At 75.9% G+C, this 25,792-nt stretch carries 27 protein-coding genes and 1 pseudogene; 13 read left to right on the forward strand and 15 right to left on the reverse strand.

The genetic code is table 11. The annotated features are described in order from the left end of the window. Entirely contained in the window at positions 1 to 981 is a 981-nt protein-coding gene (locus tag ACI8AC_RS11015) for an alpha-ketoacid dehydrogenase subunit beta (protein ID WP_456897807.1), read from the reverse strand. Further along, positions 978 to 2,123 carry a pyruvate dehydrogenase (acetyl-transferring) E1 component subunit alpha gene (pdhA, locus tag ACI8AC_RS11020; protein ID WP_456897853.1) on the reverse strand — a complete coding sequence of 382 codons (1,146 nt, stop codon included), beginning with the start codon at positions 2,121 to 2,123 and terminating at the stop codon, positions 978 to 980. The genes ACI8AC_RS11015 and pdhA overlap by 4 nt, the downstream gene beginning before the upstream one ends. A 208-nt stretch (positions 2,124 to 2,331) precedes the next feature. Between pdhA and ACI8AC_RS11025 the strand changes: the two genes are divergently transcribed. Genes ACI8AC_RS11025 through ACI8AC_RS11035 form a run of 3 tightly spaced genes read left to right on the forward strand, consistent with a single transcriptional unit; the run spans position 2,332 to position 4,476 of the window. Beyond that, entirely contained in the window at positions 2,332 to 2,820 is a 489-nt protein-coding gene (locus tag ACI8AC_RS11025) for an Lrp/AsnC family transcriptional regulator (protein WP_117375373.1), read from the forward strand. 49 nt (positions 2,821 to 2,869) lie between these two features. After that, complete coding sequence (locus tag ACI8AC_RS11030) at positions 2,870 to 3,928, forward strand: M42 family metallopeptidase (RefSeq protein ID WP_456897808.1); 1,059 nt, start codon at positions 2,870 to 2,872, stop codon at positions 3,926 to 3,928. A gap of 29 nt (positions 3,929 to 3,957) precedes the next feature. Continuing rightward, the gene (locus ACI8AC_RS11035; protein ID WP_456897809.1) at positions 3,958 to 4,476 is read left to right on the forward strand and encodes a hypothetical protein; all 519 of its coding nucleotides are present in this window, start codon (positions 3,958 to 3,960) and stop codon (positions 4,474 to 4,476) included. 106 nt (positions 4,477 to 4,582) lie between these two features. On the opposite strand, the gene ACI8AC_RS11040 is transcribed toward ACI8AC_RS11035, so the two are convergent. Both ACI8AC_RS11040 and ACI8AC_RS11045 read right to left on the reverse strand, forming a co-directional pair. Beyond that, positions 4,583 to 5,908: a serine hydrolase domain-containing protein gene (locus ACI8AC_RS11040; RefSeq protein WP_456897810.1), complete on the reverse strand. Its 1,326-nt coding sequence runs from the start codon at positions 5,906 to 5,908 to the stop codon at positions 4,583 to 4,585. Between the two features lie 38 nt (positions 5,909 to 5,946). Next, positions 5,947 to 6,273, reverse strand: a complete 327-nt coding sequence (locus tag ACI8AC_RS11045) for a DUF3817 domain-containing protein (protein WP_456897811.1) — start codon at positions 6,271 to 6,273, stop codon at positions 5,947 to 5,949. 51 nt (positions 6,274 to 6,324) lie between these two features. On the opposite strand from ACI8AC_RS11045, the gene ACI8AC_RS11050 reads away from it, so the two are divergent. After that, complete coding sequence (locus tag ACI8AC_RS11050; RefSeq protein WP_456897812.1) at positions 6,325 to 6,870, forward strand: hypothetical protein; 546 nt, start codon at positions 6,325 to 6,327, stop codon at positions 6,868 to 6,870. On the opposite strand, the gene ACI8AC_RS11055 is transcribed toward ACI8AC_RS11050, so the two are convergent. Continuing rightward, entirely contained in the window at positions 6,848 to 7,225 is a 378-nt protein-coding gene (locus ACI8AC_RS11055) for a DUF2568 domain-containing protein (RefSeq protein WP_456897813.1), read from the reverse strand. The two genes, ACI8AC_RS11050 and ACI8AC_RS11055, sit on opposite strands and share 23 nt — an antisense overlap. A 116-nt stretch (positions 7,226 to 7,341) precedes the next feature. After that, positions 7,342 to 8,391 (reverse strand): C40 family peptidase, encoded by a 1,050-nt coding sequence (locus ACI8AC_RS11060; protein ID WP_456897814.1) that lies wholly within the window; start codon positions 8,389 to 8,391, stop codon positions 7,342 to 7,344. Between the two features lie 283 nt (positions 8,392 to 8,674). On the opposite strand from ACI8AC_RS11060, the gene ACI8AC_RS11065 reads away from it, so the two are divergent. From ACI8AC_RS11065 to ACI8AC_RS11075, 3 genes and pseudogenes are all read left to right on the forward strand, one after another. Further along, positions 8,675 to 8,851 (forward strand): hypothetical protein, encoded by a 177-nt coding sequence (locus ACI8AC_RS11065; protein ID WP_456897815.1) that lies wholly within the window; start codon positions 8,675 to 8,677, stop codon positions 8,849 to 8,851. A 32-nt stretch (positions 8,852 to 8,883) separates the two neighbouring features. After that, on the forward strand, positions 8,884 to 10,440 hold the full coding sequence (locus ACI8AC_RS11070) for a phytoene desaturase family protein (RefSeq protein ID WP_456897816.1): 1,557 nt from the start codon (positions 8,884 to 8,886) through the stop codon (positions 10,438 to 10,440). Positions 10,441 to 10,505: 65 nt separating this feature from the next. Further along, positions 10,506 to 11,249: pseudogene (locus ACI8AC_RS11075) on the forward strand (YhjD/YihY/BrkB family envelope integrity protein); the annotation flags it as partial. Between the two features lie 23 nt (positions 11,250 to 11,272). On the opposite strand, the gene ACI8AC_RS11080 reads toward ACI8AC_RS11075, so the two are convergent. Beyond that, positions 11,273 to 13,786, reverse strand: a complete 2,514-nt coding sequence (locus ACI8AC_RS11080; RefSeq protein WP_456897817.1) for a transglycosylase domain-containing protein — start codon at positions 13,784 to 13,786, stop codon at positions 11,273 to 11,275. A gap of 142 nt (positions 13,787 to 13,928) precedes the next feature. Between ACI8AC_RS11080 and ACI8AC_RS11085 the strand changes: the two genes are divergently transcribed. Beyond that, positions 13,929 to 14,942 (forward strand): zinc-binding dehydrogenase, encoded by a 1,014-nt coding sequence (locus ACI8AC_RS11085; RefSeq protein WP_456897818.1) that lies wholly within the window; start codon positions 13,929 to 13,931, stop codon positions 14,940 to 14,942. Between the two features lie 13 nt (positions 14,943 to 14,955). Here the strand turns inward: ACI8AC_RS11085 and ACI8AC_RS11090 are convergent, their stop codons facing one another. The 4 genes from ACI8AC_RS11090 to ACI8AC_RS11105 form a co-directional block, all read right to left on the reverse strand. Continuing rightward, positions 14,956 to 15,624 (reverse strand): acVLRF1 family peptidyl-tRNA hydrolase, encoded by a 669-nt coding sequence (locus ACI8AC_RS11090; RefSeq protein WP_456897819.1) that lies wholly within the window; start codon positions 15,622 to 15,624, stop codon positions 14,956 to 14,958. Continuing rightward, positions 15,621 to 16,040 (reverse strand): rhodanese-like domain-containing protein, encoded by a 420-nt coding sequence (locus tag ACI8AC_RS11095; protein WP_456897820.1) that lies wholly within the window; start codon positions 16,038 to 16,040, stop codon positions 15,621 to 15,623. The genes ACI8AC_RS11090 and ACI8AC_RS11095 overlap by 4 nt, the downstream gene beginning before the upstream one ends. Positions 16,041 to 16,188: 148 nt before the next feature. Next, positions 16,189 to 17,403, reverse strand: a complete 1,215-nt coding sequence (locus ACI8AC_RS11100) for an MFS transporter (protein WP_456897821.1) — start codon at positions 17,401 to 17,403, stop codon at positions 16,189 to 16,191. Positions 17,404 to 17,642: 239 nt separating this feature from the next. Then, complete coding sequence (locus tag ACI8AC_RS11105) at positions 17,643 to 19,457, reverse strand: phosphoenolpyruvate carboxykinase (GTP) (protein WP_456897822.1); 1,815 nt, start codon at positions 19,455 to 19,457, stop codon at positions 17,643 to 17,645. A gap of 277 nt (positions 19,458 to 19,734) precedes the next feature. On the opposite strand from ACI8AC_RS11105, the gene ACI8AC_RS11110 reads away from it, so the two are divergent. Beyond that, positions 19,735 to 20,163 carry a hypothetical protein gene (locus ACI8AC_RS11110; RefSeq protein ID WP_456897823.1) on the forward strand — a complete coding sequence of 143 codons (429 nt, stop codon included), beginning with the start codon at positions 19,735 to 19,737 and terminating at the stop codon, positions 20,161 to 20,163. Here the strand turns inward: ACI8AC_RS11110 and ACI8AC_RS11115 are convergent. Both ACI8AC_RS11115 and ACI8AC_RS11120 read right to left on the reverse strand, forming a co-directional pair. Next, complete coding sequence (locus ACI8AC_RS11115; RefSeq protein WP_456897824.1) at positions 20,142 to 20,651, reverse strand: SRPBCC family protein; 510 nt, start codon at positions 20,649 to 20,651, stop codon at positions 20,142 to 20,144. The genes ACI8AC_RS11110 and ACI8AC_RS11115 overlap by 22 nt on opposite strands. Further along, on the reverse strand, positions 20,648 to 20,977 hold the full coding sequence (locus ACI8AC_RS11120) for an ArsR/SmtB family transcription factor (RefSeq protein WP_456897825.1): 330 nt from the start codon (positions 20,975 to 20,977) through the stop codon (positions 20,648 to 20,650). The genes ACI8AC_RS11115 and ACI8AC_RS11120 overlap by 4 nt, the downstream gene beginning before the upstream one ends. A gap of 74 nt (positions 20,978 to 21,051) precedes the next feature. Between ACI8AC_RS11120 and ACI8AC_RS11125 the strand changes: the two genes are divergently transcribed. Together ACI8AC_RS11125 and ACI8AC_RS11130 are read left to right on the forward strand one after the other, a co-directional pair. Then, the gene (locus tag ACI8AC_RS11125; RefSeq protein WP_456897826.1) at positions 21,052 to 21,270 is read left to right on the forward strand and encodes a hypothetical protein; all 219 of its coding nucleotides are present in this window, start codon (positions 21,052 to 21,054) and stop codon (positions 21,268 to 21,270) included. Positions 21,271 to 21,348: 78 nt separating this feature from the next. Then, positions 21,349 to 21,591 (forward strand): acyl carrier protein, encoded by a 243-nt coding sequence (locus tag ACI8AC_RS11130; RefSeq protein ID WP_456897827.1) that lies wholly within the window; start codon positions 21,349 to 21,351, stop codon positions 21,589 to 21,591. Positions 21,592 to 21,677: 86 nt separating this feature from the next. On the opposite strand, the gene ACI8AC_RS11135 is transcribed toward ACI8AC_RS11130, so the two are convergent. Both ACI8AC_RS11135 and ACI8AC_RS11140 read right to left on the reverse strand, forming a co-directional pair. Continuing rightward, complete coding sequence (locus ACI8AC_RS11135; protein ID WP_456897828.1) at positions 21,678 to 22,061, reverse strand: FKBP-type peptidyl-prolyl cis-trans isomerase; 384 nt, start codon at positions 22,059 to 22,061, stop codon at positions 21,678 to 21,680. Between the two features lie 80 nt (positions 22,062 to 22,141). Next, positions 22,142 to 23,437 (reverse strand): MFS transporter, encoded by a 1,296-nt coding sequence (locus ACI8AC_RS11140; protein ID WP_456897829.1) that lies wholly within the window; start codon positions 23,435 to 23,437, stop codon positions 22,142 to 22,144. A gap of 141 nt (positions 23,438 to 23,578) precedes the next feature. On the opposite strand from ACI8AC_RS11140, the gene ACI8AC_RS11145 reads away from it, so the two are divergent. Next, positions 23,579 to 23,968, forward strand: a complete 390-nt coding sequence (locus tag ACI8AC_RS11145; protein WP_456897830.1) for a VOC family protein — start codon at positions 23,579 to 23,581, stop codon at positions 23,966 to 23,968. Between the two features lie 66 nt (positions 23,969 to 24,034). After that, positions 24,035 to 25,762 carry a glycoside hydrolase family 13 protein gene (locus ACI8AC_RS11150; RefSeq protein ID WP_456897831.1) on the forward strand — a complete coding sequence of 576 codons (1,728 nt, stop codon included), beginning with the start codon at positions 24,035 to 24,037 and terminating at the stop codon, positions 25,760 to 25,762. Positions 25,763 to 25,792: the final 30 nt, after the last annotated feature.

Consider the following 25,792-nt stretch of genomic DNA (forward strand, 5'->3'; position numbering starts at 1 on the left):
TCAGAACTCCATCGCGCGGTCGACGGCGCCGAGCACCCGGTCGAGGTCGGGGAGGTACTCCTCCTCGAGCTTCGACGGGGGGTAGGGGACGTCGTAGCCGCCCACCCGGAGCACCGGCGCCTCCAGCGAGTGGAAGCAGGCCTCGGTGATCCGCGCGGCGATCTCCGCCCCGAGCCCGAGGGTCACCGGGGCCTCGTGGACGACGACGCAGCGGCCGGTGCGGCGCACCGACTCGACCACCGGGTCGAGGTCGAGCGGGGCGAGGGTGCGCAGGTCCACGACCTCCAGCGACCGGCCCTCCTCCTCCGCCGCCTGAGCCGCCTGGAGCGCCGTCTTCACCATCGGGCCGTAGGCCAGCAGGGTGAGGTCGTCGCCGCCGCGGACCACGCGGGAGGCGAACAGCGGGTCCGGCGTGGCGTCGGTGTCGACCTCGGCCTTCTCCCAGTAGCGCCGCTTGGGCTCGAGGAAGACGACCGGGTCGGGGGCGGCGACGGCCTGCTGGATGCCGAAGTAGGCGTCCACCGGGTTGCTGACCGCGACCACCTTCAGGCCCGGGGTGTGGGCGAAGTACGCCTCGGGGCTCTCGCTGTGGTGCTCGACCGCGCCGATGCCGCCGCCGAACGGGATGCGGATGACGATCGGCATGGCCAGCTTCCCGCGGGAGCGGGCGTGGATCTTGGCGACCTGGGTGACGATCTGGTTGTAGGCGGGGAAGACGAAGCCGTCGAACTGGATCTCGCACACCGGCCGGTAGCCGCGCATGGCCAGGCCCACGGCCGTGCCGAGGATGCCGGCCTCGGCCAGCGGGGTGTCGACGACGCGGTCCTCCCCGAAGTCCTTCTGCAGGCCGTCGGTGATCCGGAAGACGCCGCCGAGGCGGCCGATGTCCTCGCCCATGAGCACGACCTTCGCGTCGTCCTCCATGGCCCTGCGCAGGCCCAGGTTGAGGGCCTTGCCGATCGTGAGGGTCTGGGCGCTCACCGGCCGGCCTCCTCGAAGCTCGCCTGGTAGGCCGCGAAGTCGGCCCGCTGCTGCGCCAGGTGCGGGGTCTGCTCGGCGTACACGTGGTCGAACATCGCCGTCCCCGGCGGGTCGGGCATCTCGGTGGTGCCGCGCCGGATCCGGGCGGCGAGCTCGTCGGCCTCGGCCTCGACGGAGTCGAGGAAGGCGGCGTCGGCGACGCCCGACCGGGACAGGTGCGCCTTGAGGCGGGCGATCGGGTCGCGCAGCTTCCACTCCTCCAGCTCGCTGGCCAGCCGGTAGCGGGTGGGGTCGTCGGAGGTGGTGTGCGCGCCCATGCGGTAGGTGAAGGCCTCGATGAACGTGGGGCCCTGGCCGTCGCGGGCGGCGGCCAGCGCCGCCCGGGTCACCGCGAGGACGGCGAGGACGTCGTTGCCGTCGACCCGGACGCCGGGGAAGCCGAAGCCCGCGGCCCGCCGGTACAGCGGTACCCGGGTCTGCCGCTCCAGCGGGACGCTGATGGCGTACTGGTTGTTCTGGCAGAAGAAGACGACGGGGGCCGAGAAGCTGGCCGCCCAGATCATCGCCTCGTTGACCTCGCCCTGGCTGGTCGCGCCGTCACCGAGGAACGCCAGCGCGGCGGTCTCCGCGCCGTCGCGCTGCAGGCCCATCGCGTACCCGGTCGCGTGCAGGCACTGGGCGCCGATGACGACCGTGTAGAGGTTGAAGCCGGTGGCGGCCGGGTCCCAGCCGCCGTTGTCCACGCCGCGGAACAGGCTGATGACCTCGAGCGGGTCGACGTCCCGCGTCCAGGCCACGCCGTGCTCGCGGTAGGTGGGGAAGGCCATGTCGCCCGGCTGCAGCGCGCGGCCGGCGCCGATCTGGGCGGCCTCCTGGCCCAGCAGCGAGGCCCAGATGCCCAGCTCGCCCTGGCGCTGCAGCGCGGTGGCCTCGACGTCCCACCGGCGGACCAGCACGAGGTCGCGGTACAGGTCGCGCAGCTCCTCGTCGCCGATCTCCAGCGGGTACTCGGGGTGCTCGACCCGCTCGCCCTCGGGGGTGAGGAGCTGGACGAGGTCGGGCTGCTGGGGGAGGTGGGGGGCGTCGGCCCCCGGGACGGGGTCGACCACCTCGGTGGTCGCGCTCGACACACTCACGGGCATCTCCTCGCCGTCGGCCGCCGCTCCCGGGGTCACCGGCGGGCGGTACTGGACGTGTCGCGGCACCGGGGTGTGGCACCACTCACACCCATGGTGGCACGGACCGGCCTCCGGTGAGAACACACCTGCCGGTAGATCTGCGCAAGGTCACGAGATCGTATTGCGCACGATGACCGGTCCGCGGGCGCCCTCGCGTGTCAGACTGAGCAGCGTGCCGGCCCTCGACGCCACCGACGCGCGGCTGATCCGAGCCCTGACCGAGGACCCGCGCGCCACCGTCATGGCGCTCTCCCAGCGGCTGGGGCTGGCCCGCAACACGGTGCAGACCCGGCTGGCGCGCCTGGAGGCCGGGGGCGTGCTCGCGCCCTTCGACCACCGGGTCCGGCCGGAGGCGCTGGGCTACCGCCTCGGCGCCTACGTGACGGTGCAGGTGGTGCAGCGCAGCCTGGCCGACGTCGGCGAGGCGCTGGCCGGCATCCCGGAGGTGCTGGAGGTGACCGCGCTGTCGGGGGTCGCCGACCTGCTCGTGCGGGTGGTGGCCACCGACGCCGACGACCTGTGGCGGATCACCGAGCAGGTGCTGGCCATCCCGGGGGTGCAGCGCACGGACACCGCGCTGGCGCTGCGCCGGCTGGTCGACCACCGGGTCGCGCCGCTGCTGGACCGGGCCGCCGGACCGGAGCCGGCCGGCGACGCCTGACCCGCCGTCCGGGCGTGCCACGGGCCCGGCGGGGGTAGCCCTCCACCCCGTGGACCACGACCTGCTGCAGGAGCTGCTGTACGCCTACGGCCCGGGAGGCCAGGAGGACGACGTACGGGAGATCTGCCGCCGGGAGCTGGCCCCGCTGGTCGACGAGCTCACCGTGGACCCGGCGGGCAACCTCGTCGGGCTGGTCCGCGGGTCCGGCGCGGCCGACGCCCCGGTGGTGCGGGTCATGGCGCACATGGACGAGCTGTCCATGGTCGTCAAGCGGATCGGGGAGGACGGCAGCCTGCGCCTGTCGCAGCTGGGCACCATGTACCCGGCCAACTTCGGCCTCGGTCCGCTGACCGTGCTCGGTGACGCCGGGGCCCTCACCGGCGTCCTGCTGCTGGGCTCGGAGCACACCACCCGGGAGACGCCGCAGGTGTGGCGGACCCGGCCCGGGGACGGCGGGCAGGCGATGCAGTGGGCGGACGTGCACGTCTTCACCGGCCGCACCACCGACGAGCTGGCCGGCGCGGGGGTGCGCCCCGGGACCCGGGTGTGCGTGCACCGCAGCCGCCGCACGCTCGTGGAGGTCGGCGACTTCGTCGGCTGCTACTTCCTCGACGACCGGGCCGCCCTGACCGCGCTGGTGTGCGCCGCGCGCCTGCTGCGGGCCGAGGGCCGGCCCCCGGCCGACGTGCACCTCGTGTGCACCACCGGCGAGGAGATGGGCGGCATCGGCGCCTCCTACGCCACCCGCGCCCTGCCCGGCGAGGTGACCCTGGCCCTGGACGTCGGCCCGGCCGAGCCGGAGTACCAGGTGCCGGCCGACTCCGGGCCGCTGGTCTGCTACGCCGACGACGCCGTCGTCTACGACAAGGCCCTCGCCGACCACCTGCTCGGCGTGGGCCGGGAGCTCGGGCTCGACCCCCGTGCCGTGGTGTTCGAGACCTACGACTCCGACGGCTCGCAGGCCAAGAGCGCCGGGCAGTCCGCCCGCGCCGCGCTGCTGGCCCTGCCCACGCTGTCCACCCACGGCTACGAGGTGCAGCACCGCGAGACGGTGGAGCGCACCGCCCGGCTGCTCGCCGCCTTCCTGCGCCGGCCGGTGCCCGCGTGACCGGCCCGGCCGCGGGGTAGGGCCGCGCCATGGCGAAGCAGACCCGGATCGGGACCCTCGGCAAGGGCCGGCGCGGCATCGGCGTGCTCGGCTGGGCACTGCGCGGGGCCGCCGCCGGCGCCGCCGGCACGACCGCTCTCAACGCCGTGACCTACCTCGACATGGTGGTGCGCGGTCGGGGGAGCAGCTCCACGCCCGAGCAGACCGTCGAGAAGCTCGCCGAGAAGGCCCACGTGGAGATCCCCGGCGACCAGGAGACCCGCCAGAACCGGGTGCAGGGCCTCGGCCCGATGACGGGGCTGGTCGCCGGCGTGGGCGTCGGGGTCGCCGTGGGCCTGGTGCGGGCGGCCGGCTACCGCTCCCAGCCGCTGGTGGGCACGCTGCTCACCACCCTCGGCGTGCTGGTGGCCGCCAACGGGCCGATGACCGTCCTGGGCATCACCGACCCGCGGTCCTGGTCGGCCACCGACTGGGCCAGCGACGTCGTCCCGCACGTGGCCTACGCCGCGGTGGTGAAGACGACGATGGACGCCTTCGACCGCGCCTGAGCCCCCTGCCCGAGTGCGACGCACCCGTGGTGATCAGCGGCCGACGGCCACGGGTTCGTCGCACTCGCCACCGGGGAGCACCCACCGCCCGGAGCGGCCGCCGGGCTCAGGCCCGCCAGCCGCCCCCGTCGACGCCGCCGGGCACCGGGGCGGTCGGGTCGTAGGGCTCGCGGGTGAACACGAAGGTCCCGAGGTCCAGGTGGTCCTCGGCGATGCGCAGCGGCTCGCCGGCGTAGTAGCCCTCCAGGCCCACCCAGGTGCCGTCGTCCCGGCGGGCGAACCGGCTGGCCCGCCCGGCCCGGCCGGGCAGCGGGCCCAGGTGCAGCAGCCCGCCGGGCAGTGCGCGCAGGACGTGCGGCGTGGGCCCCCAGTACCAGATGCCGAGCGTCTCCAGCGGCAGCGGGGGCGGCGAGGGCCGCCACGGCTCCACCACCCGCGGCTCGGCCGCGCGCAGGTCGGCGAGCAGGCCGGGCAGCAGCGGGTCCAGGCCGCTGGTCGTGTTGGCCAGCGACACCGCGCCGGCCCGCTCCTCCCGGTCGACGAAGACCCCGGCCAGGAAGCCGGGCATCGAGCCGCCGTGGCCGACCAGGGTGCGGCCGTCCACCCGGAGCACCTGGAGGCCCAGCCCGTAGGCCGACCACCCCGGCGCGGACGGGTCCACGCCGGCCGGCACGGCCATCTCCTCCAGGGTGTCGGGGTCGAGCACGTCGCCGGTGTCGCCGAGCAGGAAGGCGGCGAAGCGGCCGAGGTCGGCGAGGGTCGCCCAGAGCTGGCCGGCGGCGGCCATGACCCCGGCGTCGTGCTCGGGCTCGGGGAGGACGACGTCGGCCCACGGGTGGACCGCGTGCCCCTCGGCGGCGGGGGCCGCCGGCCGCGGCGTGGTGCGGGCCATGCCGAGCGGCGCCAGCACCTCCGTGCGGACGACGTCCTCCCACGACCGTCCCCGCAGCCGGGCCACCAGCTCGCCGAGCAGGCCGAACCCGAGGTTGGAGTAGTGGAACCGGCGGGCGGCACCGAGGACGACGTGCTCCTCGGCCAGGGCGAGGTCCTCCAGCGCGCCGCCGGGGGTGCGCTCCCACCAGCCGCCCGGGCTCTCGGCCGCGGCGCCGGCCACGTGCGCCAGCAGCTGCCCGACCGTCCGGTCCCCCAGCGGCGTGCCGGGCACGTGCCGGTCCAGCGGGTCGTCGAGGTGCACCCGGCCCTCGTCGCGCAGCCGCAGCACCGCCACCGCGGTGACCGTCTTGCTGATGGACCCGAGTCGGTACTGCACGTCGGTGTGCGGTTCGCCGACGTCACCGCGGCCGGCCGACCAGGCCAGCCCGCCGTCGCGCACCACGCCCGCCACGAGGGACGGCGCACGGCCGTCGCGCTGCACCCGCGCGGTGCGGGCGAGCAGCAGGCGGGCGGTGGACGGCAGGACGGGCTCGGGCATGCCGGCGACGGTAGCGAGGGCGCCGGCGGCCCGCGGCTCTAGGACGTGGGCACGGGCTCCGGCAGCGGGAGCCGGCCGGTGCGGGTGGCCCACCGGTCGAACCACAGGGTGACCAGCGGCGGCACCGAGGCGGCGAGGGCGAGCAGCGTGGTGCGCGGTTCCCAGCGCAGCACCCGGGCGGCGACCAGGGCGAGGACGACGTAGGCGATGAAGATCCCGCCGTGGACCGGCCCGAAGATCTGCACGCCGCGCTCGGAGGTGCCGAGCACCCACTTGACGAACATGCCGAACAGCAGCCCGACCCAGGAGCACGCCTCGGCGAGGGCGACGGCGCGGAAGGCGAGGGCGGTGGCGCGGGGGGTCACCGGCCCATGGTCCCACCGCCCCGGGACCCCGGGCTGGCAGGCTGGGCGCCCGTGCGGGGTCTGGCGCGGCGGGAGTTCTGCCTCGTGCTGCTGCGCCGGATGGCCGACCTGCGCCCGGACCTGGTCGCCGAGGCGCTGCCCCGGCTGGGTGCCACCCGGGCCGAGGCGCACGCCGCGCACACCCGCTTCCAGGCGCTCCAGCACTCGCACCGGGCCCCGCGGGGGCTGGCCCTGCGGACCGCCGTCCTCGGGCCGGCCGCGGAGGTGGCCGACCGCCGGTTCGGCGACCTGGACCTGCAGGTGCGCCGCTGGCCGCTGCCGCTGTGGCCGCACCTGTCGTGGGAGGTGCTGACCGGCCCGGGCGGGACGGTGCTCGAGGAGCACCTCGTCCGGGCGCCCGGCTCCCCCGTCCCCCGCGCGAGCGCCGGCCGGCTGCTGGTCTGGGGGCACGTGCTGGACGACGTGGTGGGCCTGCCGGGCGCGCGCGGCGTGGACCCGGGGGTGGTCACCCGCTGGGAGGTGGAGCTCCCCGGTGGCGTGCGGGCGCGCTTCGTCTGGGGCCTGCTGCAGCAGGTCAGCGGACCGCCGGGGCGCTGACCGGGGTCTGCGGCTGCTGGGCGGTCAGCGGCCCGGAGAGCACGGTGCCGAGCACCGCCGCGACGGCGAGGACGGCGGCCAGCCGGGGCGCCCCCGCACCCAGCAGCGCCAGGACGGCGGCGCCGAACACGACGACCTTGGTCAGGACGGCGAGGACGAGGACCTGCACCACCGCCTGCGGTGCGGCGAACAGCCCCCAGGCCGCCGCGGCGACGAGCGGCAGGCCGACCGCCAGCACCCACCGCAGCGCGGCCGTCCCACCGGCCGTGGCACCCCACCACGCCAGCGCAGCGAGGGCCGCCAGCTCCGCCGCGAACGTCACGAGCGCCCAGGCCCACTGCCAGGTCTGCGCCACGACCGCCCCCTCGTTGCGAGCACTGATCCGATACAAGAGCAGTGTTCACCTCCTGGCACGGGGCGTCAAGGAGCACTCGACCCGCGGCGGCCGGCGCCCGCCGCTCGCCGACGGCGTCAGCCGGCGATGCGGCGGGCCCCGGCGTAGCTGCCCATCACGTCGATGCCGGCGACCTTCACCACGTCCCCCGAGGTCGGCGCGTGCACCATCTGCCCGTTGCCGATGTAGATGCCCACGTGGCTGACCGGGCTGTAGAAGAACACCAGGTCACCGGGGCGCAGGTCGGCGCGGGAGACGGCCTGCCCCATCGTCGACTGCATCCGGCTCGAGTGCGGGAGGCTGATGCCGGCGGCGGCGAAGGCGTACTGCACCAGCCCCGAGCAGTCGTAGGAACCCGGGCCGGACGCCGCCCACACGTAGGGCTTGCCGCGCTGGGCCATGGCGGTGTCGACCGCGGTCTGGGCGGCCCCGCTGTCGGCCACCACGGGGGCCGAGGGGGCGGGCTCCTCGCGGGCCGCCGACCGGCTGGCCCGCTCCTCCTCCCCGCCGACCGCGTGCGTGGCGGCGAGCTCCACCGCGGCCCGCCGCTCCTCGGCCGAGAGCCGGGCGAAGTCGGCCTGGTAGGCGGCGATCTCGGCCTCGAGCGCGGACTGCTGCGCGGCGACGGCGTCGTACTGCTGCTGCGCCTCCCCGGCAGCCCGGTCGGCGACGGCCTGGGCCGCGGCCGCGGCCTCCCCGGCGGCGACCGCCTCGCCGAGGAGGGCGTTCTGGTGCCCGGCGACGGCCTGGAGCAGGCCGACCCGGTTGACGAACTCGTCCGCCGAGTCGCTGGTGAGGAGCGCCTGCAGCGAGCCCATGCTCTCGCCGGTGTAGGCGGTGCGCGCGATGCCGCGCACCTGCTCGCGGGCCGCGGCGGCCACGGTGGCGGCCTCCTGCACCTCCGCGGCGGCCTGCTCGGCGGCGGCCTGCTGGGCGCGGAGGACCTCACGGGCCTCGTTGAACTGCTCGGTGACCGCCTCGAGGGCGTGCCCGCGGGCAGCCACGAGGGCGGCCGCCTCCTGCGCGGTGCCCGGCTCCTCGGCCCCGGCCGGCGCCGGGAGGAGCGCGATGGTCAGGGTGGCCGCCAGGGCGGCGGTCAGCCGGGCGGCGGTACGCGGCGTCGCCATGGGACGGCGGCTCTCCCTCACTCCCTCGAGCCGCCTACCGGTGAGCTGACGGGCCCGGGCAGAAGGCGCCCGGCGCGGCCGGCGGCGTCCGGGGGGTGTCACCCTTCTCGGTGACTGAGCGCCCCGTCGGACACACGCAACGTAATGGCCGTGACCCGGTCGTGACAATGACGGGCATGTGATCTCGTGGACTCCCGCCCGGTTCCCGCAGGTCGGCCGGTACGCCCGTGGCGGCTGGGGCGGATGGGTTCACGTCCGGTCCGGAATGGGCAGCAGAGGCCCCATGGACCTCAAGCGCCTCCTCGTCGCCCTGGCCCTGGCCGGGGCCGCCGCCGGCCCGCTGGCCGCCTGCGGCGAGAACACCGACCTCGAACGCGGCACCACCGACTGCGGGGCCGCCGAGGCGGACGTGCGCGACGAGGAGATCTGCGCCGACGAGGAGCCCGGCTCGCCCACCTGACCCCGCCGGGCAGGGACGGCTACGGTCCGCCGGTGGACGCGCGCAGCAGGTACGACGTCGTGGTGGTGGGAGCGGGGCACAACGGGCTGGTCGCCGCCGCCTACCTGGCCCGGGCGGGCCGCTCGGTGCTGGTGCTCGAGCGGCTGGAGCGGGTGGGCGGTGCCGCCGTCAGCCGGCAGGTCTTCCCCGGCGTCGACGTCCGGCTGTCGGCCTACTCCTACCTGGTCAGCCTGCTGCCCGACCGCATCGTCGACGACCTCGACCTGGACGTCACCCTCGCCGACCGCGCGGTGGCCTCCTACACCGCCGTCCCCGGCGGCCCCGGCCTGCTCGTCGAGCGCGACGAGGGCCCGGCGACCGAGGCCTCCTTCCGCGCGCTCACCGGGTCCGACGCCGAGTTCGCCGGCTGGCGGCGGTTCTACCGTCGGGTGGCCGCACTGGCCGAGGACCTCGCGCCGACCCTCACCGAACCGCTCCTGTCGCCGGGCGCGCTGGCCGGCCGGCTGCGCGACCCGGGCCTGTGGCACGACCTGCGCGAGCGGCCGCTGGCCGACGTGGTGGCCGACGAGCTGGCCTCCGACGTGGTCCGCGGGGTGGCGCTCACCGACGGGCTGATCGGCACGTTCGCCGACGTCCACGACGCCGGGTCCGCGGCCGGGCGGTGCTTCCTCTACCACGTGGTCGGCAACGGCACCGGCCGCTGGCGGGTGCCGGTCGGGGGCATGGGCGCCGTCAGCGGGGCGATGGCGGCCGCCGCGCGCGGGGCCGGTGCCGAACTGCTCACCCGTGCCGCGGTCACCCGCCTGGACCCGCGGGGGGACGGCGTCACGGTGCACTGGACCGACGAGGACGGCGCCGAGCACGCCGCGGACGCCGCGCACGTGGTCTGCGGGGCCGCCCCGGCCGTGGTGGACCGGCTGCTGGGCCGGCCGGCCGCGGACGGCACCGAGGGAGCCCAGCTGAAGGTCAACATGGTCCTGGCCCGGCTCCCCCGGCTGCGCTCGGGCGTCGACCCGGCCGTGGCCTTCGCCGGCACCTTCCACGTCGACGAGTCCGCCGCCCGGCTCGACGCCGCGTACGCCCAGGCGGCCGCGGGCCGGCTGCCGGACGTCATCCCCTTCGAGGTGTACTGCCACTCGCTGTCCGACCCGTCGGTGCTCGGTCCGGAGGAGCGCGCCGCCGGCCACCAGACCCTGACGCTGTTCGGCCTGCACACCCCCGCGGCGCTGTTCCGGGAGGACCCGGTCGGCACCCGCCGGGAGGCGGTGCGCCGGGTCGTCGACCAGCTCGACGCGCACCTGGCCGAGCCGCTGCTGGACTGCCTGGCCCGCGACGCCGACGGGGAGCCCTGCCTGCAGGCGGCCTCGCCGCTGGACGTCGAGGCGTCGCTGGCGATGCCGGGCGGCCACATCTTCCACGGCGACCTCGCCTGGCCGGTGGCGGGCACGCCGGAGGAGGCGGGCACCTGGGGGGTGGCCACCGACCACCCGCGCGTGGTCGCGGCCTCCTCCGGCGGGACGGTGCGCGGCGGGGCGGTCAGCGGCCTGGGCGGGTACGCGGCCGCACGGCACCTGCTGGAGCGGTGCTGAGCGGCGGGCGGCGCGCCGGGAGGTCGCGGCGGCTGCGCGCCGAGACCGCCGGTCTGCTGCGCGGCGTGCGGGACCGGCTGCAGGGGCGGGACCTCGCCCTGATCGCCGCCGGGCTCACCTTCTACGCCGGCATCGCCGTGGTGCCCCTGCTGCTGGTGGCCTTCTCGCTCACCGCCCTCGTCACCTCCCCGGCACGGGTCCGGGAGCTCTCCGGCCGGCTCGCCGAGGTGCTGCCGGCCGAGCTCGGCGCCCCCCGGGCGCTGCGCGCGCTCGCCGACGCCGGCGTCGGCCTGGACGTGATGGCCTTCGCCCTCGCCCTGCTGCCGCTGTCCCTCTACGGGGAGGGGCTGCGCCGCGCGCTGCTGCGCTTCACCACCCGCCGGGACACCCTGACCGGCTGGCGGGGCCGGTTGCTGGCCCTCCCCCTGGTCGGCGCCTTCCCGCTGCTGCTCTACCCCCTGCTGCTCGCCGCCGCCGCGATGGCCGTCCTGCAGGAGCAGGGCCGCACCCTGGGCAGCCTGGCGGTGGGCTACTACTCGGTGCTGTTCGTGCTCACCGTGCCGCTGTTCTGGGGGTACGGGGTGGTGGCCGCCGGCCGGGTCCGGTGGACGGCGCTGGTCTGCGGCGTCCTGTTCACCGCCGCCTGCCTGTCCGGCTTCCTCCAGGGCTTCGTGCTCTTCCTCGCGCTGCCGCTGGCCCTCGGCGCGCCGTTCGGCGGGCTGACCGTCGTCGGGGCGGTGGTGGCGGTCAGCCTGTGGCTCTGGCTGCTCCACCTGGTCGTGATCGGTGGGTGGCTGCTCACCCAGGCCCTCGACGAGCGGCTGCGCACCGGTCAGCCCCCGGGCGGTCCCGGCGCGGGCGGTCCCGGCTCGGCCGGCGCGGGCGGTCCCGGCTCGGCCGGCGCGGGCGGCGGCTCGGCCGGCGCGGGCTCGGGCGGCCCCCCGTCCGCTGGCCCGCCACCGGGCGGTCCGTCGGCCGGCGGACCGGCCGGTCGCTCCGGCTCCGGGGCCGGCTCCTCGGCCGGCGGGGGCCCGGCGGGCGCCTCGGGCGCGGTGGCCGGCGGGGCCGGCTCGGGGTCCGGGGCGGGGGGCGGCGGCGGGACGTAGTCGGAGCCGTTGCTGACGAGGATGGTCACGACCTGGCCGGGCACCGCCCGCCCGCCGCGGGACGGGCTGGTGCCGAGGAAGGTCCCCGCCGACCGGCTGCTGTCGACCCGCACCGTGGTGTGCTCGAAGCCGGCGTCGGCGAGCGCCGCCTGGCAGGCCCGCACCGAGGAGCAGCCGGGCACCGGGCGGGTGTTGCCGTGCTCCACCACCGGGTCGGCGGGCGGGAACTCGCCGCTGCCCCGGGCCTCGAGCACCGGCGCCATCGCGTCGTGCCAGATGGTCGCGCCCTTGCCGCCACCGAAGCCGCCGACGTCCTCGTTGCGCTTGGGGTTGAGCACCATGACGCTCGCCGCGATCTCCGGCGTGTACCCGACGAAGGCGACCGAGTAGTTGTCCTGCGAGGTCCCGGTCTTGCCGGCGATCTGGTGCCCCGGGACGTAGGCGCGGCGGCCGGTCTGCCCGGGGTGCCCCGGCTCGACGTCCTTGCGCAGCATCTGGTTCAGCGTGGTCGCCACGCCCGGCGGGATCGCCTCGGGCGTGCAGCGGTCGCCGAGGGCCAGCGGCTCGCCGTCCGGGCCGACCGCGGGGTCGCCGTGCTGGTCGAGGACGGCGGTCACCGGGACCACGTCGCACCGGGTCCCGCTCGCGGCCAGCGTGGAGTAGGCGCTGGCCAGCCCGAGCGGGCTGGTGGCCTCCGAGCCGAACGTGAACGACCCGCGGTTCTCGTCGATGATCCGCTGCGGCAGGCCGGGGTCGCTGAACTGGAACAGGCCCATCGCCTCGGCCATCCGCACCGGGTCCTCCACGCTGCCGAGGGCGTCCTCCAGCGCGAGGAAGTAGGTGTTCGACGACTGGTACAGGGCGGTCGTGAGGTCCAGGGTCGAGCGGTAGGTGCCGGCGTTCTCCACGTCGTAGGGGCCGCTGCCGTCGCGGTAGACCCGCGAGACGTAGGGGTCGGACGTGGTGAGGGTGTAGGTGCTGGAGTAACCACGGGCCAGTGCCGCCGCCGCGACGAACACCTTGTAGGTGGACCCCGAGCCCTGGCTCGGCGCCACGTTGAGGTTGTAGGACTCCTGCGCGGGGTCGCCCTGGTCGTAGCCGAACACCCGGTTGACGCTCATCGCCAGCAGGTGCCCGGTGCCCGGCTCCACGGCGGTGAACATGCCGGCCAGCGAGTCGCCCATGGGGAGGGTGCCCAGCACCGCGGCGTCCCCGGCGCGCTGCAGGTCGACGTCCAGGGTGGTCTGGACGACGTAGCCGCCGTTGTCGAGGTCCTCCTGGGTGAGGCCCAGCTCCTGGACGAGGTAGCGCTGCACGAAGTCGCAGACGAACGGGCCGACCGTGGCCTCCACGCAGCCGCGCGGCGGGGCGGGGGCCGGGGACAGCCCGAGCGGGCTCGCCTGCGCCGCGGCGGCCTCGTCGGCGCCGATGTAGCCCTGCTCGGCCATCCGGGAGAGGACCTCGTTGCGCCGGTCGGTGGCCGCCTGGGGGTTGGTGAACGGGTCGTCCGAGGTGGGGCTCTGCGCCAGCCCGGCCAGCAGCGCGGCCTGGGTCAGGGTGAGGTCCGCGGCGTCGACGCCGAAGAAGGCCCGCGCGGCCGGCTGCACGCCGTAGGCGTTCTGCCCGAAGTAGACGATGTTGAGGTAGCGGGTGAGGATCTCGTCCTTGCTGTAGGCGTCCTCGAGCGCCAGCGCGACCCGCGCCTCGCGCAGCTTGCGGCCCACGGTCTGCTCCGTCGCCGCGCGCCGCTCCTCCGGGGTCTCCGCGGTCTGCAGCAGGGTCTGCTTGACCAGCTGCTGGGTGAGCGTGGAGCCGCCCTCCTGCACGCCACCGGCGGCCAGGTTGGTGACCAGCGCGCGCAGGGTGCCCTGGACGTCGAGGCCGTGGTGCCCGAAGAAGCGCGCGTCCTCGATGGCGACCATCGCCTCCTTCATGACGGGCGCGATCTCGTCGCCGCCGACCGGGTCCCGGTTCTCGTCGTAGAAGTAGGTGATCGGCTCGCCGTTGGCCGCGAGCAGCACCGTGTTCGGGGGCGGGGGGTCGAAGGTCAGCTCGGCCGGGAGGTCCCCGAGCAGGCTGGTCGACTGCTGGGCGACCGAGAGGGGACCGCCCACCCACGGGAAGAGGAGCCCTGCGACGAGGAGGCCGGCCGCGACCACCGTCGCCGCGAGCTTGCCCACCGTCCTGACCCGTGCGTCCGTGCGCAGGTCCAATCTTCCTCCCTCCGTGGCGGCCCCCACCTGAACAGGGATCCTCCCGCGGCACAACCATCCGCGCCGCCGCCCCGGTCAGCCGTTGCACGACCGTGAGGTCCCGGTCACTGCGGGGTGCGGTTCCCGGCGGGCCGGTGTGGGACGGGCCCGTCGTGGGGAGGACCCGGGCATGCCCGAGACGATGCTCGCCGGCCGGTTGGACGTGCGCACCAGGGAGTTCCGGGTCACGGAGGTGCCGCGACCCGAACCCGGTCCCGGGCAGGTGCTGGTCGAGGTCCGCGCCGCCGGGATCTGCCTGTCCGACGTCCACCTCGTCGAGGGCCAGCTCACCCCGCTGTTCCTCGCGGGTGACGAGGTCACGCTCGGCCACGAGGTGGCCGGCGTGGTCGCCGGCGCCGGGGAGGGCGTGACCGGCTGGGAGGGCCGGCGGGTCACCCTGCAGGCCGGCGAGGAGGTCGACGGCTGGGTCCGCACCCGCGGCGTCGACTACGACGGCGGCTGGGCGCAGTACGCGCTGGCCACGGTCGGGACGCTCGTGCCCATCCCCGACGACCTCCCCTTCGAGCAGGCCTGCATCATCCCCGACGCCGTCTCGACCCCCTGGGCCTCGATCGTGCAGACGGCCGGCGTCCGCGCCGGGCAGCCGGTCGGCGTGTGGGGCGTCGGCGGCCTCGGCGCGCACGCGGTGCAGCTGCTGCGCCTGGCCGGCGCGGCGCCGATCGTCGCCGTCGACCCCGTGCCGGCGGCCCGGCAGCGGGCCCTGGACTTCGGCGCGGACCTGGCGCTGGACCCCTCCGAGGACGTCGCCGCCCGGGTGCGCGAGCTGACCGGCGGGGCCGGGCTGGCGCACGCCTTCGACCTCGCCGGGGTGGCCGCGGTGCGCGAGCAGGCGGTGCGCTGCCTGGAGCGCGAGGGCGGGCTGGTGCTCGTCGGCCTCACCGACCAGCCGCTGACCATCCGCAACGGCACCCAGTTCAGCTACTTCGGCCAGCGCATCCTCGGCCACTACGGCTCCCGGCCGGAGCACGTCGAGCAGCTGGTCGGGCTCGTCCGGCACGGGCGGCTGGACCTCTCCCGGTCGGTCTCGGGCACCCTGCCGCTGACCGAGGCGGCCCGCGGCATCGAGATGCTCGCCCGCAAGGAGGGCGACCCGGTCCGGCTGGTGCTGCGGCCGGGCGGCTGACGCGAGGCGCCGGTCAGCCCGGGCGGTCACCGGGTTCCACCACGGTCACCTCGACCGCCCGCACCAGCGCGGGGGTGGTCAGCAGGACGGCCTTCGTGGGCTCCCCGACGTCCAGGACGCGGTCGGCGCGGCGCGCGGCCAGCGGCCGCAGGCGGGGGTCGGCGAGGACGGCGTCGAGCAGGCCGCGGTCGCCACCGGTGAACAGGCCCGCCAGCTCCCCCGCGTGCGGCAGCAGCAGGCGGGCGGCGGTGCCGGCCGCGGCCTCGACCACCGCGTCGGCCTGGTGCGCCCGCCGGCGCGCGTAGCGCTGCTGGCTCCAGCCGCCGGCCGCGGTGCGGCCCTGCACCTGCCGGGAGTCCACCTTGGAGGCGACCAGGTCCGCGCCGTCCACCACGCCGACGGCCCACCGCCCCCGCCGCACCAGCAGCACCCCCGCCCGCCGTGGTGCCCTGGCCTGCGCCGTGAAGGTGGTCAGCAGCGCCGGCCCGGGGACCCACGGGAAGGGCGCGCGGAGGGTGACGACGGTGCCGTCGGTGCAGGTGACGCGCACCGTGCCGGCGTCCTCGGCGACGGCGGTGAGAGCGCCGTGCCGGGTGGCGACACCGTCCAGCCAGCGCCCGAGCCGCTCGGGGGCGACGCCGAGCCGGCGGCCGCCCCCGGCCAGCGGGCGGGGCCGGGTCACCGGCCGGCCGCGCCGCCCGGGGTCACGGGCAGCCCGGCGGCCCGCCAGGCCTGGAAGCCGCCGATGACGTCGGCCGCCCGCCGCAGGCCGAGGGCGCGCAGCGAGTCGGCCGCCAGGCTGGAGGAGTAGCCCTCGTCGCAGAACAGGACGACCTCGACGTCGTGGCCGGTGGCCTCGGGCAGCCGTGCGTCGCTGTCCGGGTCGAACCGCCACTCCAGGTGGTTGCGCTCGACGACCAGCGCGCCGGGGACCGTCCCGTCGGCGGCGCGCTGGTCGCCGGTCCGGGTGTCGACCAGCACCGCCCCCGCCGCGGCACGGGCGGCGGCCTCGGCCGGCTCGAGGCGGTGGATCCGGCTGCGGGCCTCGGCCAGCACCTCGGCGATGGTGCGGGTCCCGTCGGGGCGCCCGGGGCTCACCGGCCCCCCGCCGTCGTCCCCGTGCCCCGGGGCCGGACCTCCCACCGTGCCGCTCCCGCCGTGCCCGGTCACCGCGCCTCCCTCACCGTGCCTCCCTCACCGTGCCCCCTGACCGTGCCCGCTCACCGTGCCCGCTCACCGTGCCCGCTCACCGTGCCATCGCCGGCGCGGCCGCGTGCTCGGCGGGCACGTGCAGGAGGTGCTGGCAGGCGGCGACCACGACCGCGGCCACGGCCGCGGCGACGGTCGCGACCGTGAACGCCGCGTTGGCCCCGGCCGTGTCGACCACCCAGCCGGCCAGGGAGGCGCCCACGGCCACGCCGAGGCCCAGCGCGGTCCCGATCCAGGTGAACGCCTCGGTGGTCGCCGACCGCGGGACCAGGAGCTCGGCGAGGGTGAAGGAGCTGATGAGCGACGGGGAGACGGCCACACCGGCCACGACCACGAACGGGATCATGGTCCAGACGTTGCCGACGAACAGCAGCGGGAGGCTGAGCACGGTCAGCGCGACGAGGGCGACCGACAGCCGCTGCCGCAGCGGGTGCCGCCAGTGCACGCTGCCCCAGCCGATGCCGCTGGCCATCGACCCGACGGCCAGCGCGGCGATGAGCACCCCGGACAGCGACATCGCGCCCTTCTCGTCGGCGAAGGCCACCAGCGCGATCTCCAGGGTGCCGAGGACGGCGCCGACCGCAGCGCCCACGACGAACAGCACCCGGATCCCCGGGCTGCGGATCGCGCGGGGGCCGGACCGGGCGGCGTGCCCGTGCGGGGGCGGCTCGGTGCGGCCCTGCGCGGCGAACAGCAGGCTGCCGACGACGGCGAGCACGAACGCGGTGACCACGCCGGAGGTCGCGTGCCCGGTGGTGGACAGGAAGGTGACGAGGACCGGGCCGACGATGAAGACGAACTCGTCGACCACCGACTCCATGGCCAGGGCGGTGGGCAGCCGGTGCGTCCCGCGCAGCAGGTGGGTCCAGCGGACACGGATCATGGAGGCGACCGGCGGGATGCAGGCGCCCGCCACGCCCGCGGAGGCGAAGACGGTCCAGGTCGGCCAGTCGTTCTTGACCGCCGGCAGGAACACGCAGCCGGCGGCGACGAAGACGGCCAGCACCGGGAGCAGGGTGCGGCGTTGCCCGTGCGTGTCGGCCCAGCGCCCGATGACCGGCCCGGAGATCGCGGTGGTGACGGCGCCGGTGGCCGCGACCGCACCGCCGAAGCCGTAGGAGCCGGTCTCGGAGGCGATCAGCAGCACCGAGCCCAGGCCCACCATGGACAGCGGGAGCCGCCCGACGAAGGCGGCGAGCACCATCGGCAGCGCGTGCGGCGTGCGCAGCACGTACAGGTACGGGTTGGGCACGAGGGACCTGTCGTCTCAGGTGGAGGGAGCGTGCGTACGCCCGGCCACGCTAACCGACCCGCGCCACCTCGGCCGGTCGGGGCACGGGACCGGGGCGGCAGGGGGCCCGGACGGGACGAGGCCCCGCACCGGTCGCCGTTGACCGGGCGGGGCCCCGAGCCTGGTGAGCTGCCGGAGCGGCCCCCTCCCAGGGCCCCGCCCCGAGGGACGAGGGGTGGGGAGGGAGGGGGTCCTTCCGTTCAGCCGAGCCGGTGCTTGAGGATCTCCAGCTCGTCCCACATGGTGCTGGGGAGCTTGTCGCCGAACTTCTCGAACCACTCGGTGATCTGCGGGACCTCGGCGCGCCACTCGTCGACGTCCACGGCCAGCGCCTTCTCGACCTGCTCGCGGGAGAGGTCGAGGCCGGAGACGTCGAGGGAGTCCGGCGTCGGCACGTGGCCGATCGCGGTCTCCTCGGCCGCCGCCGTGCCCTCGAGCCGCTCGACGACCCACTTGAGCACCCGGCTGTTCTCGCCGAAGCCCGGCCACAGGAAGCCGCCGTCCTCGTCGCGCCGGAACCAGTTCACGTAGAAGATGCGCGGCAGCTTCGCGGCGTCGTGCATCTTGCCCGTCTCGACCCAGTGGCCGAAGTAGTCACCGGCGTTGTAGCCGATGAACGGGAGCATGGCGAACGGGTCGCGGCGGACGACGCCGACGGCGCCGGTGGCGGCCGCGGTCGTCTCCGACGACAGCGTGGCCCCCATGAAGACGCCGTGGTTCCAGTCCCGGGCCTCGGTGACGAGGGGCACGGTGGTCTTGCGCCGGCCGCCGAAGAGGATCGCCGAGATCGGCACGCCCTTCGGGTCCTCGTACTCGGGCGCGAGGATCGGGCACTGGGTGATCGGCGTGCAGAAGCGGCTGTTCGGGTGGGACGAGGGCTCGCCGGAGTCCGGCGTCCAGTCCCGGCCCTTCCAGTCGGTGAGGTGCGCCGGAGGCTCGTCGGTCATGCCCTCCCACCAGATGTCGCCGTCGTCGGTGAGGGCGACGTTGGTGAAGACCGAGTTGCCCTTGTCGATGGTGCGCATCGCGTTGGGGTTGGTGTCCCAGCCGGTGCCGGGGGCGACCCCGAAGAGCCCGAACTCGGGGTTGAGCGCGTAGAGCCGGCCGTCCTCGCCGAAGCGCATCCAGGCGATGTCGTCCCCGAGGGTCTCGACCTTCCAGCCCGGGATGGTCGGCTCGAGCATCGCCAGGTTGGTCTTGCCGCAGGCCGACGGGAACGCCGCGGCGATGTAGTAGGTCTTCTGCTGGGGGCTGGTCAGCTTGAGGATCAGCATGTGCTCGGCGAGCCAGCCCTCGTCGCGGGCCATCACCGAGGCGATGCGCAGCGAGTAGCACTTCTTCCCCAGCAGCGCGTTGCCGCCGTAGCCGGAGCCGTAGGACCAGATGGCCCGCTCCTCGGGGAAGTGCACGATGTACTTCGTGTCGCTGCAGGGCCACGGCACGTCCTGCTGGCCCGGCTCCAGCGGGGCGCCGAGGGAGTGCATCGCCGGCACGAACGGCCGGTCGGTGCCCATCGCCTCGAGGATCGCGCTGCCGATGCGGGCCATGACCCGCATCGAGACGACGACGTACTCCGAGTCGGTCAGCTCGACGCCGAACATCGGGTTCTCGGCCTCGACGGGGCCCATGCAGAACGGGATGACGTACATCGTCCGGCCGCGCATGCACCCGCGGTACAGCTCGGTCATGATCGACTTCATCTCGCCCGGGTCCATCCAGTTGTTGGTGGGCCCCGCGTCGGCCTCGTCGACCGAGCAGATGAAGGTGCGGTCCTCGACCCGCGCGACGTCGCTGGGGTCGGAGGCGCACCAGAAGGAGTTGGGCTTCTTCTCCAGGCGGGTGAAGGTGCCGGCGTCGACCAGCTGCCGGGTGAGGCGCTCCCACTCCTCGTCGCTGCCGTCCACCCAGACCACGCGGTCGGGGGTGGTCAGCTCGGCCATCTCCCGGACCCAGGCCAGCAGCCGGGCGTGCGTGGTGGGGGCGTTGTCCAGACCGGGGGTGGCCACTGAGGTCACGGCGTCTCCATCCTCTGGGTCCGCCGGGCGGGGTGCGCCGGCGCGCGTGCAGGGTGCTGGGTGTCGTCGGCCTGCCGTCCGCCGTCGGGCGCCGGGCGGGGCCGGGTCCGGTCAGCGTACAAGCGGGGGCGCTCACTGTAACCGTGAGAGATGTTACGTATAAGACGTCTACCCGATGGGACGGAAGTCCCTGGTGCGGGCCCCGGCGGCAGCCCCGGCCCGGGCGGTCGCAGCGGCCACGGTGCCCTCCCGGACGGCCCGGGTCACCCTCGGTGGGGTGAGCACCCACCGCGCCGCCCGCGCCGCTGCGACCGCCCGGATCGGCCTCGACGCCGTCGCGCTGGCGGTGTCGCTCCGACGGCGGCGGGCCTTCGACACCCCGCTGCTGCGCGGCAGCCGGGAGCGGGTCGGCCGGGACTGGGTCTGGGCCGGGACCGCCCTCTGCCCGCCGGCCTGGACGGTGGCCGCGCAGGCCTGGTCGGCCGCCCGGCTGGCCCGGCACCCCGGTGACCGAGGAGCGCGGTGGGTGCTCGTCGGCACGGCGGCGTCCCTGGTGCCGGGGTACCTGCTCGAGCGGCTCGGCCGCGCGCGGCTGACCCGCGCCGGGGCCGACCCCGTCGAGACGCCGCTGGTCGCCGCCGGCGTGCTCCTCGCCGCGGCGACCGCGGCCCTGGGCGCCCGGGCTCAGGCAGGGCCGCGGCCGTAGAGCGGCCCGACCGCCGCCCAGAACGGCTCCCACTCCCCGGGGCCGCCGTCCCCGGCCACCTCGGCGTCGAGCTTGTCGAGGTACCAGTGCCAGCCACCGGCGACGTCGGCGACGTCCGTCCCCGCGGGGAAGCCCTGCCGGAAGGTGAGCACCGTCCGCCCGTCCTCCTGCGCCAGGTCGAGCTCCACCCGCCAGTCGCCCTGGCCCACCCACTCGACGACCAGCCGGTGCGGCGGCTCGCACTCGACGATCCGCATCTCCTCGCCGGCCGGCTCCTGCTCGTGGGTCATCGTGAAGGTGCCGACGCCGCCGACCGCCCGCTGCCCGTCGTAGGTGCCGATCCAGCGCACCGTCCGGTCGGGGTCGGTGAGGGCCGACCAGACGTCCTCGACCGGGTCCGGCCACGACCGGCGGAACTCCAGCCGGCGGCGCCCGTCGGGCAGCTCGGTGACCGCCCCCCGCCGGGGGTGCGTGTGCTGCGCGGTCATGCGGGGCCTCCGTCCCGTCGCGCCCGCCGGCCGCGGGCGATCTCGGTGTCCAGCGCGTCGAACCGCCGGGCCCACAGGTCGCGGTAGGGCTCCAGCCAGTCGTCGAGCTCCCGCAGGGGGCGCGGGTCGAGGGCGTACAGCCGCCGGCGCCCGTCCTCCCGGCAGGTGACCAGCCCGGCCTCGCGCAGGACACGAAGGTGCCGGCTGATCGCCGGACGGCTCACGGGGAAGCGGCCGGCGAGCTCGCCGGCGGGCAGCTCACCGGCCCGCAGCAGCGCCAGGAGCTGCCGCCGGGTCGGGTCGGCGAGGACCGCGAGCGCCTCCACGCGAGCATGCGTAACACACGGGTTACGGATCTCGCCAGGGGTTGGCGCACGGCCCGGCCGGGCACGGGGAGGCCATGAGCGTCACCGACCCCGACGTCCCCGACCCGCTCCACGACCCGCGCACCACGCAGGCCGACCCGGGCGCGCCCGGGCAGGGCGCGGACCTCGCCTCGGCCGGCGACGACCCGTCGGCCACGGGCGAGGACGAGCTCGCCGCCGGCCGGACCGAGCAGGACGACGCCGGCGGCGGGGACGTCACCGGCGGCGCGGTCTCCGAGGCGCCGCGGACCTGAGACGGACCGGTCCGTTTCGCCGCCCGTCGACCGGGGGACCGGAGGAGGCGCAGGCCACACACCGATCGAGGAGGGGCCATGGCCACCGGCGAGACCGGCTTCGAGGACGTCACGTTCGACCTGATCTCCGTGCAGTACCACTCGCTCAAGGCGGGGCACGACTACGGCCAGTACGTCCGCGACGCGGAGAACGCGGGCCTGGACGACGTCGCGGCGTTCTTCCGCGAGGTCATGGAGCAGGACTCCGCCCGCGCCCGCCGCTGCCACGAGCTGCTGCGGCAGATCTCGGGCACCGACCAGGGCGGCCCGGCGACGAAGTAGGCCGTCGCCCGTGCACCGGGGGCCGGCGCGGCCGGCCCCCGGTGCACGCCGCCCCGGCCGGTGGGCGCCCGCTCACCTCGCGAGGGTCACCGCACGCCCATGAGGTCGACGACGAAGACCAGCGTCGCGCCCGGCTGGATCACCCCGCCGGCGCCGCGGTCGCCGTAGGCCTTGTCCGGCGGGATGGTCAGCCGGCGCCGCCCACCGACCCGCATCCCCGTGATGCCCTCGTCCCAGCCCTGGATCACCATGCCGACGCCGAGCCGGAACTCCAGCGGGTCGCCGCGGTCCCAGGAGGCGTCGAACTGCTCGCCGCCGTCGTGGGTGACGCCGACGTAGTGGGCGCTCACCAGGCTGCCGGGGGTGGCCTCGGGGCCGTCGCCGACGATGAGCTCCTCGATGACGAGGTCGGCGGGAGCGGGGCCGCTCGGCGGGTCGACGTCCGGTCGCGTGCGGGCGGGCTCGGCCACGGTTCTCCCTCCTGCGCCGGGGCCGTCCCGGCGCGGTCGTCCCATCCAAACAGCGGCCGGGACCGGTCGCAGCCGAGGGCTCAGGCCTCCGCGGGCACGGCCGGGGCCGGGACCCGCCCGGCGACCGGGGTGTCCAGCGGGTGGGCCAGCTCGTCCTCCGGCATCCGGGCGGCGAGGACGGCCACCACCGCCAGGACCGGGGGCACCAGCCCGGCGAGGAGGAACACGGTGCCCAGGCCGAGGACCTGGCCGACCGTGCCGGCCAGCGCCATCGACAGCGGCATGAAGCTCAGCGAGACGAAGAAGTCGAGGCTGGACACCCGCCCGAGCAGCGCCGGCGGCACGCGGCGCTGCAGGAGCGTGCCCCAGATGACCATCCCGGCCTGGAACGTCGCACCCATGAGCGCTCCGGCGAGGACCATCGGCCAGAGGTCCCGCGCGACGGCGAAGACCACCATGGGCACGCAGCCGAGCCCCCAGAGCCCGTTCATCACCGTCAGGTACCGGCGCGGCAGCCGCAGCGAGGCGACGACGAGCGAGCCGACCGCGCCGCCGACCCCGAAGGCGGCCAGCACCCAGGCGTGCTGGCTGGGCCCCCCGCCGGCCTCCTGCACGGCGAAGGGCACCAGGACCTCGAACGGGCCGATGAACACCAGCAGCATCAGGGACGCGAACAGCAGCGTGGCCAGCAGCCACGGGGTCCGCACCATGTAGGCGAACCCCTCGCGGACGTCGCGGAGCAGCCCGCGCACCGCCCCGCCGGCGGGCAGGTCCCGCCGCACGGGCGTGGTGGGCAGCGCGGCCACGCACGCGGCCGCGCCCGACGCCGCGGCGGCCGTGGCCGCCAGCGCCGCGCCCGGGGACAGCGCGGCGACGAGGAAACCGGCCGCCGCGGGCCCCGCGGCCTGGGCGAGGACCGGGCGCACGACGCCCTCCAGCCCGTTGGCGGCCAGCAGGTCGCCCTCCGGCACGAGGGCCGGGACCAGCGCGGAGTACGCCGGGTAGTAGAGGCCGAGCGCGACGCCGTCGAGGAGCGAGACGAGGGCCAGGTGCCCCAGGGACAGGGCGCCGGTCAGGGAGAGCGCCGCGGCGACCGCGACCACCCCTGCCTGCAGCAGCGCGACCGCGAGCAGGATCCGCCGCTGCGGCACCCGGTCGGCCAGCGCGCCGCCGAGCAGCGTGGTGGCCAGCATGCCGCCGGCCGACAGGCCGGTGACCAGGGACAGCGCGGCCGGGCCCCCGCCGAGGGCGACGACCTGCCAGACCACGGCGATCGCCCACAACCCCTGGGCGAGCAGGCTCAGCGCCAGCGACAGGGCCAGGAAGCGGTAGTGGCGGTGCCGCAGCGGGGAGAGCGCGCGCGGCAGGGCGGGCATGGCGGCGCCTCCTCGTCGGACCGGGCGGATCGGGGGTGGGTGCGGAGGCCATCGTCGGCGACGGGTACGACAGGTCGCACGCGATTTCGCCCTCGGCGTCCGGCTTCCCCGGACCGGCCGCCGCCGCTACGGTGCGGCGGCGTGATCGACCACCTCGCCCTGCAGGTCGCCGACGTGGACGCGGCCGCCGCGTTCTACACCCGGGTGTTCGCCCCGTGCGGGGTCCGCCAGGCCATGCGGTTCGACGCACCGGGCGGCCCGGTCGTGGGGCTGGCCGGACCGGACGGGCAGCCCCGCCTGTGGCTGGGCCCCCTGGCGGAGGGCTCCGAGCGACCGGTGCACCTGGCGCTGCTGGCGCCGTCCCGGGAGGCGGTGGACGCGGTGTTCGCCCTGGCCCGGGAGGCGGGTGCGGAGGTGCTGCACGAGCCGCGGGTGTGGCCGGAGTACCACCCCGGCTACTACGGCGCCTTCTTCCGCGACCCCGACGGCAACAACGTGGAGGCGGTGCACCACTCGACCCCGCCGTCCTGAGCCGCATCCGTCCTGGGCCCCGTCGCACGACCCCTCCGCGCGCGCTCGGCCGAGCACCGTGCTGGGGTGGTGCCCGTGACCGCCGAGCAGCCCGAGGACGCCCCGTGGTGGACCCGCGCCGTCGTGTACCAGGTCTACCCGCGCTCGTTCATGGACTCCGACGGCGACGGCGTCGGTGACCTGGGCGGTGTCCTGCAGCGCCTGGACCACCTGGCCGACCTGGGCGTCGACGTCCTGTGGCTCTCACCGGTGTACCGCTCGCCGCAGGCCGACAACGGCTACGACATCAGCGACTACACCGGCGTGGACCCGACCTTCGGCACCCTGGCGCAGCTCGACGAGCTGATCGCGGCGCTGCACGAGCGCGGGATGAAGCTGGTCATGGACCTCGTGGTCAACCACACCAGCGACGAGCACCCGTGGTTCGTGGAGAGCCGCTCCGCGCCGGACTCCCCCAAGCGGGACTGGTACTGGTGGCGCCCGCCCCGGGCCGGCATGGCACCCGGCCAGCCCGGGGCCGAGCCGACCAACTGGCACTCCTTCTTCTCCGGCTCCACCTGGGAGCTCGACGAGGCCAGCGGGGAGTACTACCTGCACCTGTTCGACCGCAAGCAGCCCGACCTCAACTGGGAGAACCCGCAGGTCCGGCACGCGGTGTACGAGATGATGCGGTGGTGGCTCGACCGCGGGGTCGACGGGTTCCGCATGGACGTCATCAACCTGATCAGCAAGGACGTCGGGCCCGACGGCGCGCTGCACGACGGCCCGCCGATCCCCGGCCTGCCCTACGGCGACGCGACGTCCTCGGTCGTCTGCGGGCCGCGGATCCACGAGTTCCTCCAGGAGATGCACCGCGAGGTGTACGCCGGGCACCGCGACCGGCTGCTGCTGGTGGGTGAGATGCCCGGGGTGACCGTGGAGGAGGCGCGCCTGTTCACCGACCCGGCCCGGGAGGAGGTGGACATGGTGTTCCAGTTCGAGCACGTCCAGCTGGACTACGACGGCTCGAAGTTCTCCCCGCGGCCGCTGCGGTTGACCGACCTCAAGGCCTCGTTCGGGCGCTGGCAGGCCGGGCTGGCCGACGTCGGCTGGAACTCCCTCTACTGGGACAACCACGACCAGCCCCGGGCGGTGTCCCGCTTCGGGGACGACTCCCCCCGGTACCGCCGGGACTCGGCGACCTGCCTGGCGACCCTGCTGCACCTGCACCGGGGGACGCCCTACGTCTACCAGGGCGAGGAGCTGGGGATGGCCAACGCCCCGTTCGAGCACCTGGACGACTTCCGGGACGTCGAGTCGCTCAACCACTACGCGCAGGCCGTCGCGCACGGCGAGGAGCCCGGGGCCGTCCTCGACGCGATGCGGCGGATGAGCCGGGACAACGCCCGGACGCCGGTCCAGTGGGACGGCTCTCCGAACGCCGGGTTCACCACCGGGACGCCGTGGCTCGCGGTCAACCCCGACCACGTCGGGTGGAACGCCGAGGCCCAGCGGGACGACCCGAGCTCGGTGCTCGCCCACCACCGGCGCCTGGTCGCGCTGCGGCACGAGGACCCGGTCGTGGCGCTCGGGGACTTCACGATGCTGCTGCCCGAGCACGAGTCGGTGTACGCGTTCACGCGGTCCCGCGACGGCGTCACCCTGCTGGTGGTCTGCAACGTCAGCGGGCACGAGTACCGGCTCGCCGACCTGCTCCCGGAGGCCGGGGACGCCGACCTGGTGCTGGGCAACCTGGACGTCGACGACCCCGCCCTGCTGCGTCCCTGGGAGGCCCGGGTGCTGCGCCTGCCCTGACCGGGGCGCGACGGCGCGGGTCCCGCGCCC

It is taken from the genome of Geodermatophilus sp. SYSU D00758, assembly GCF_054049955.1.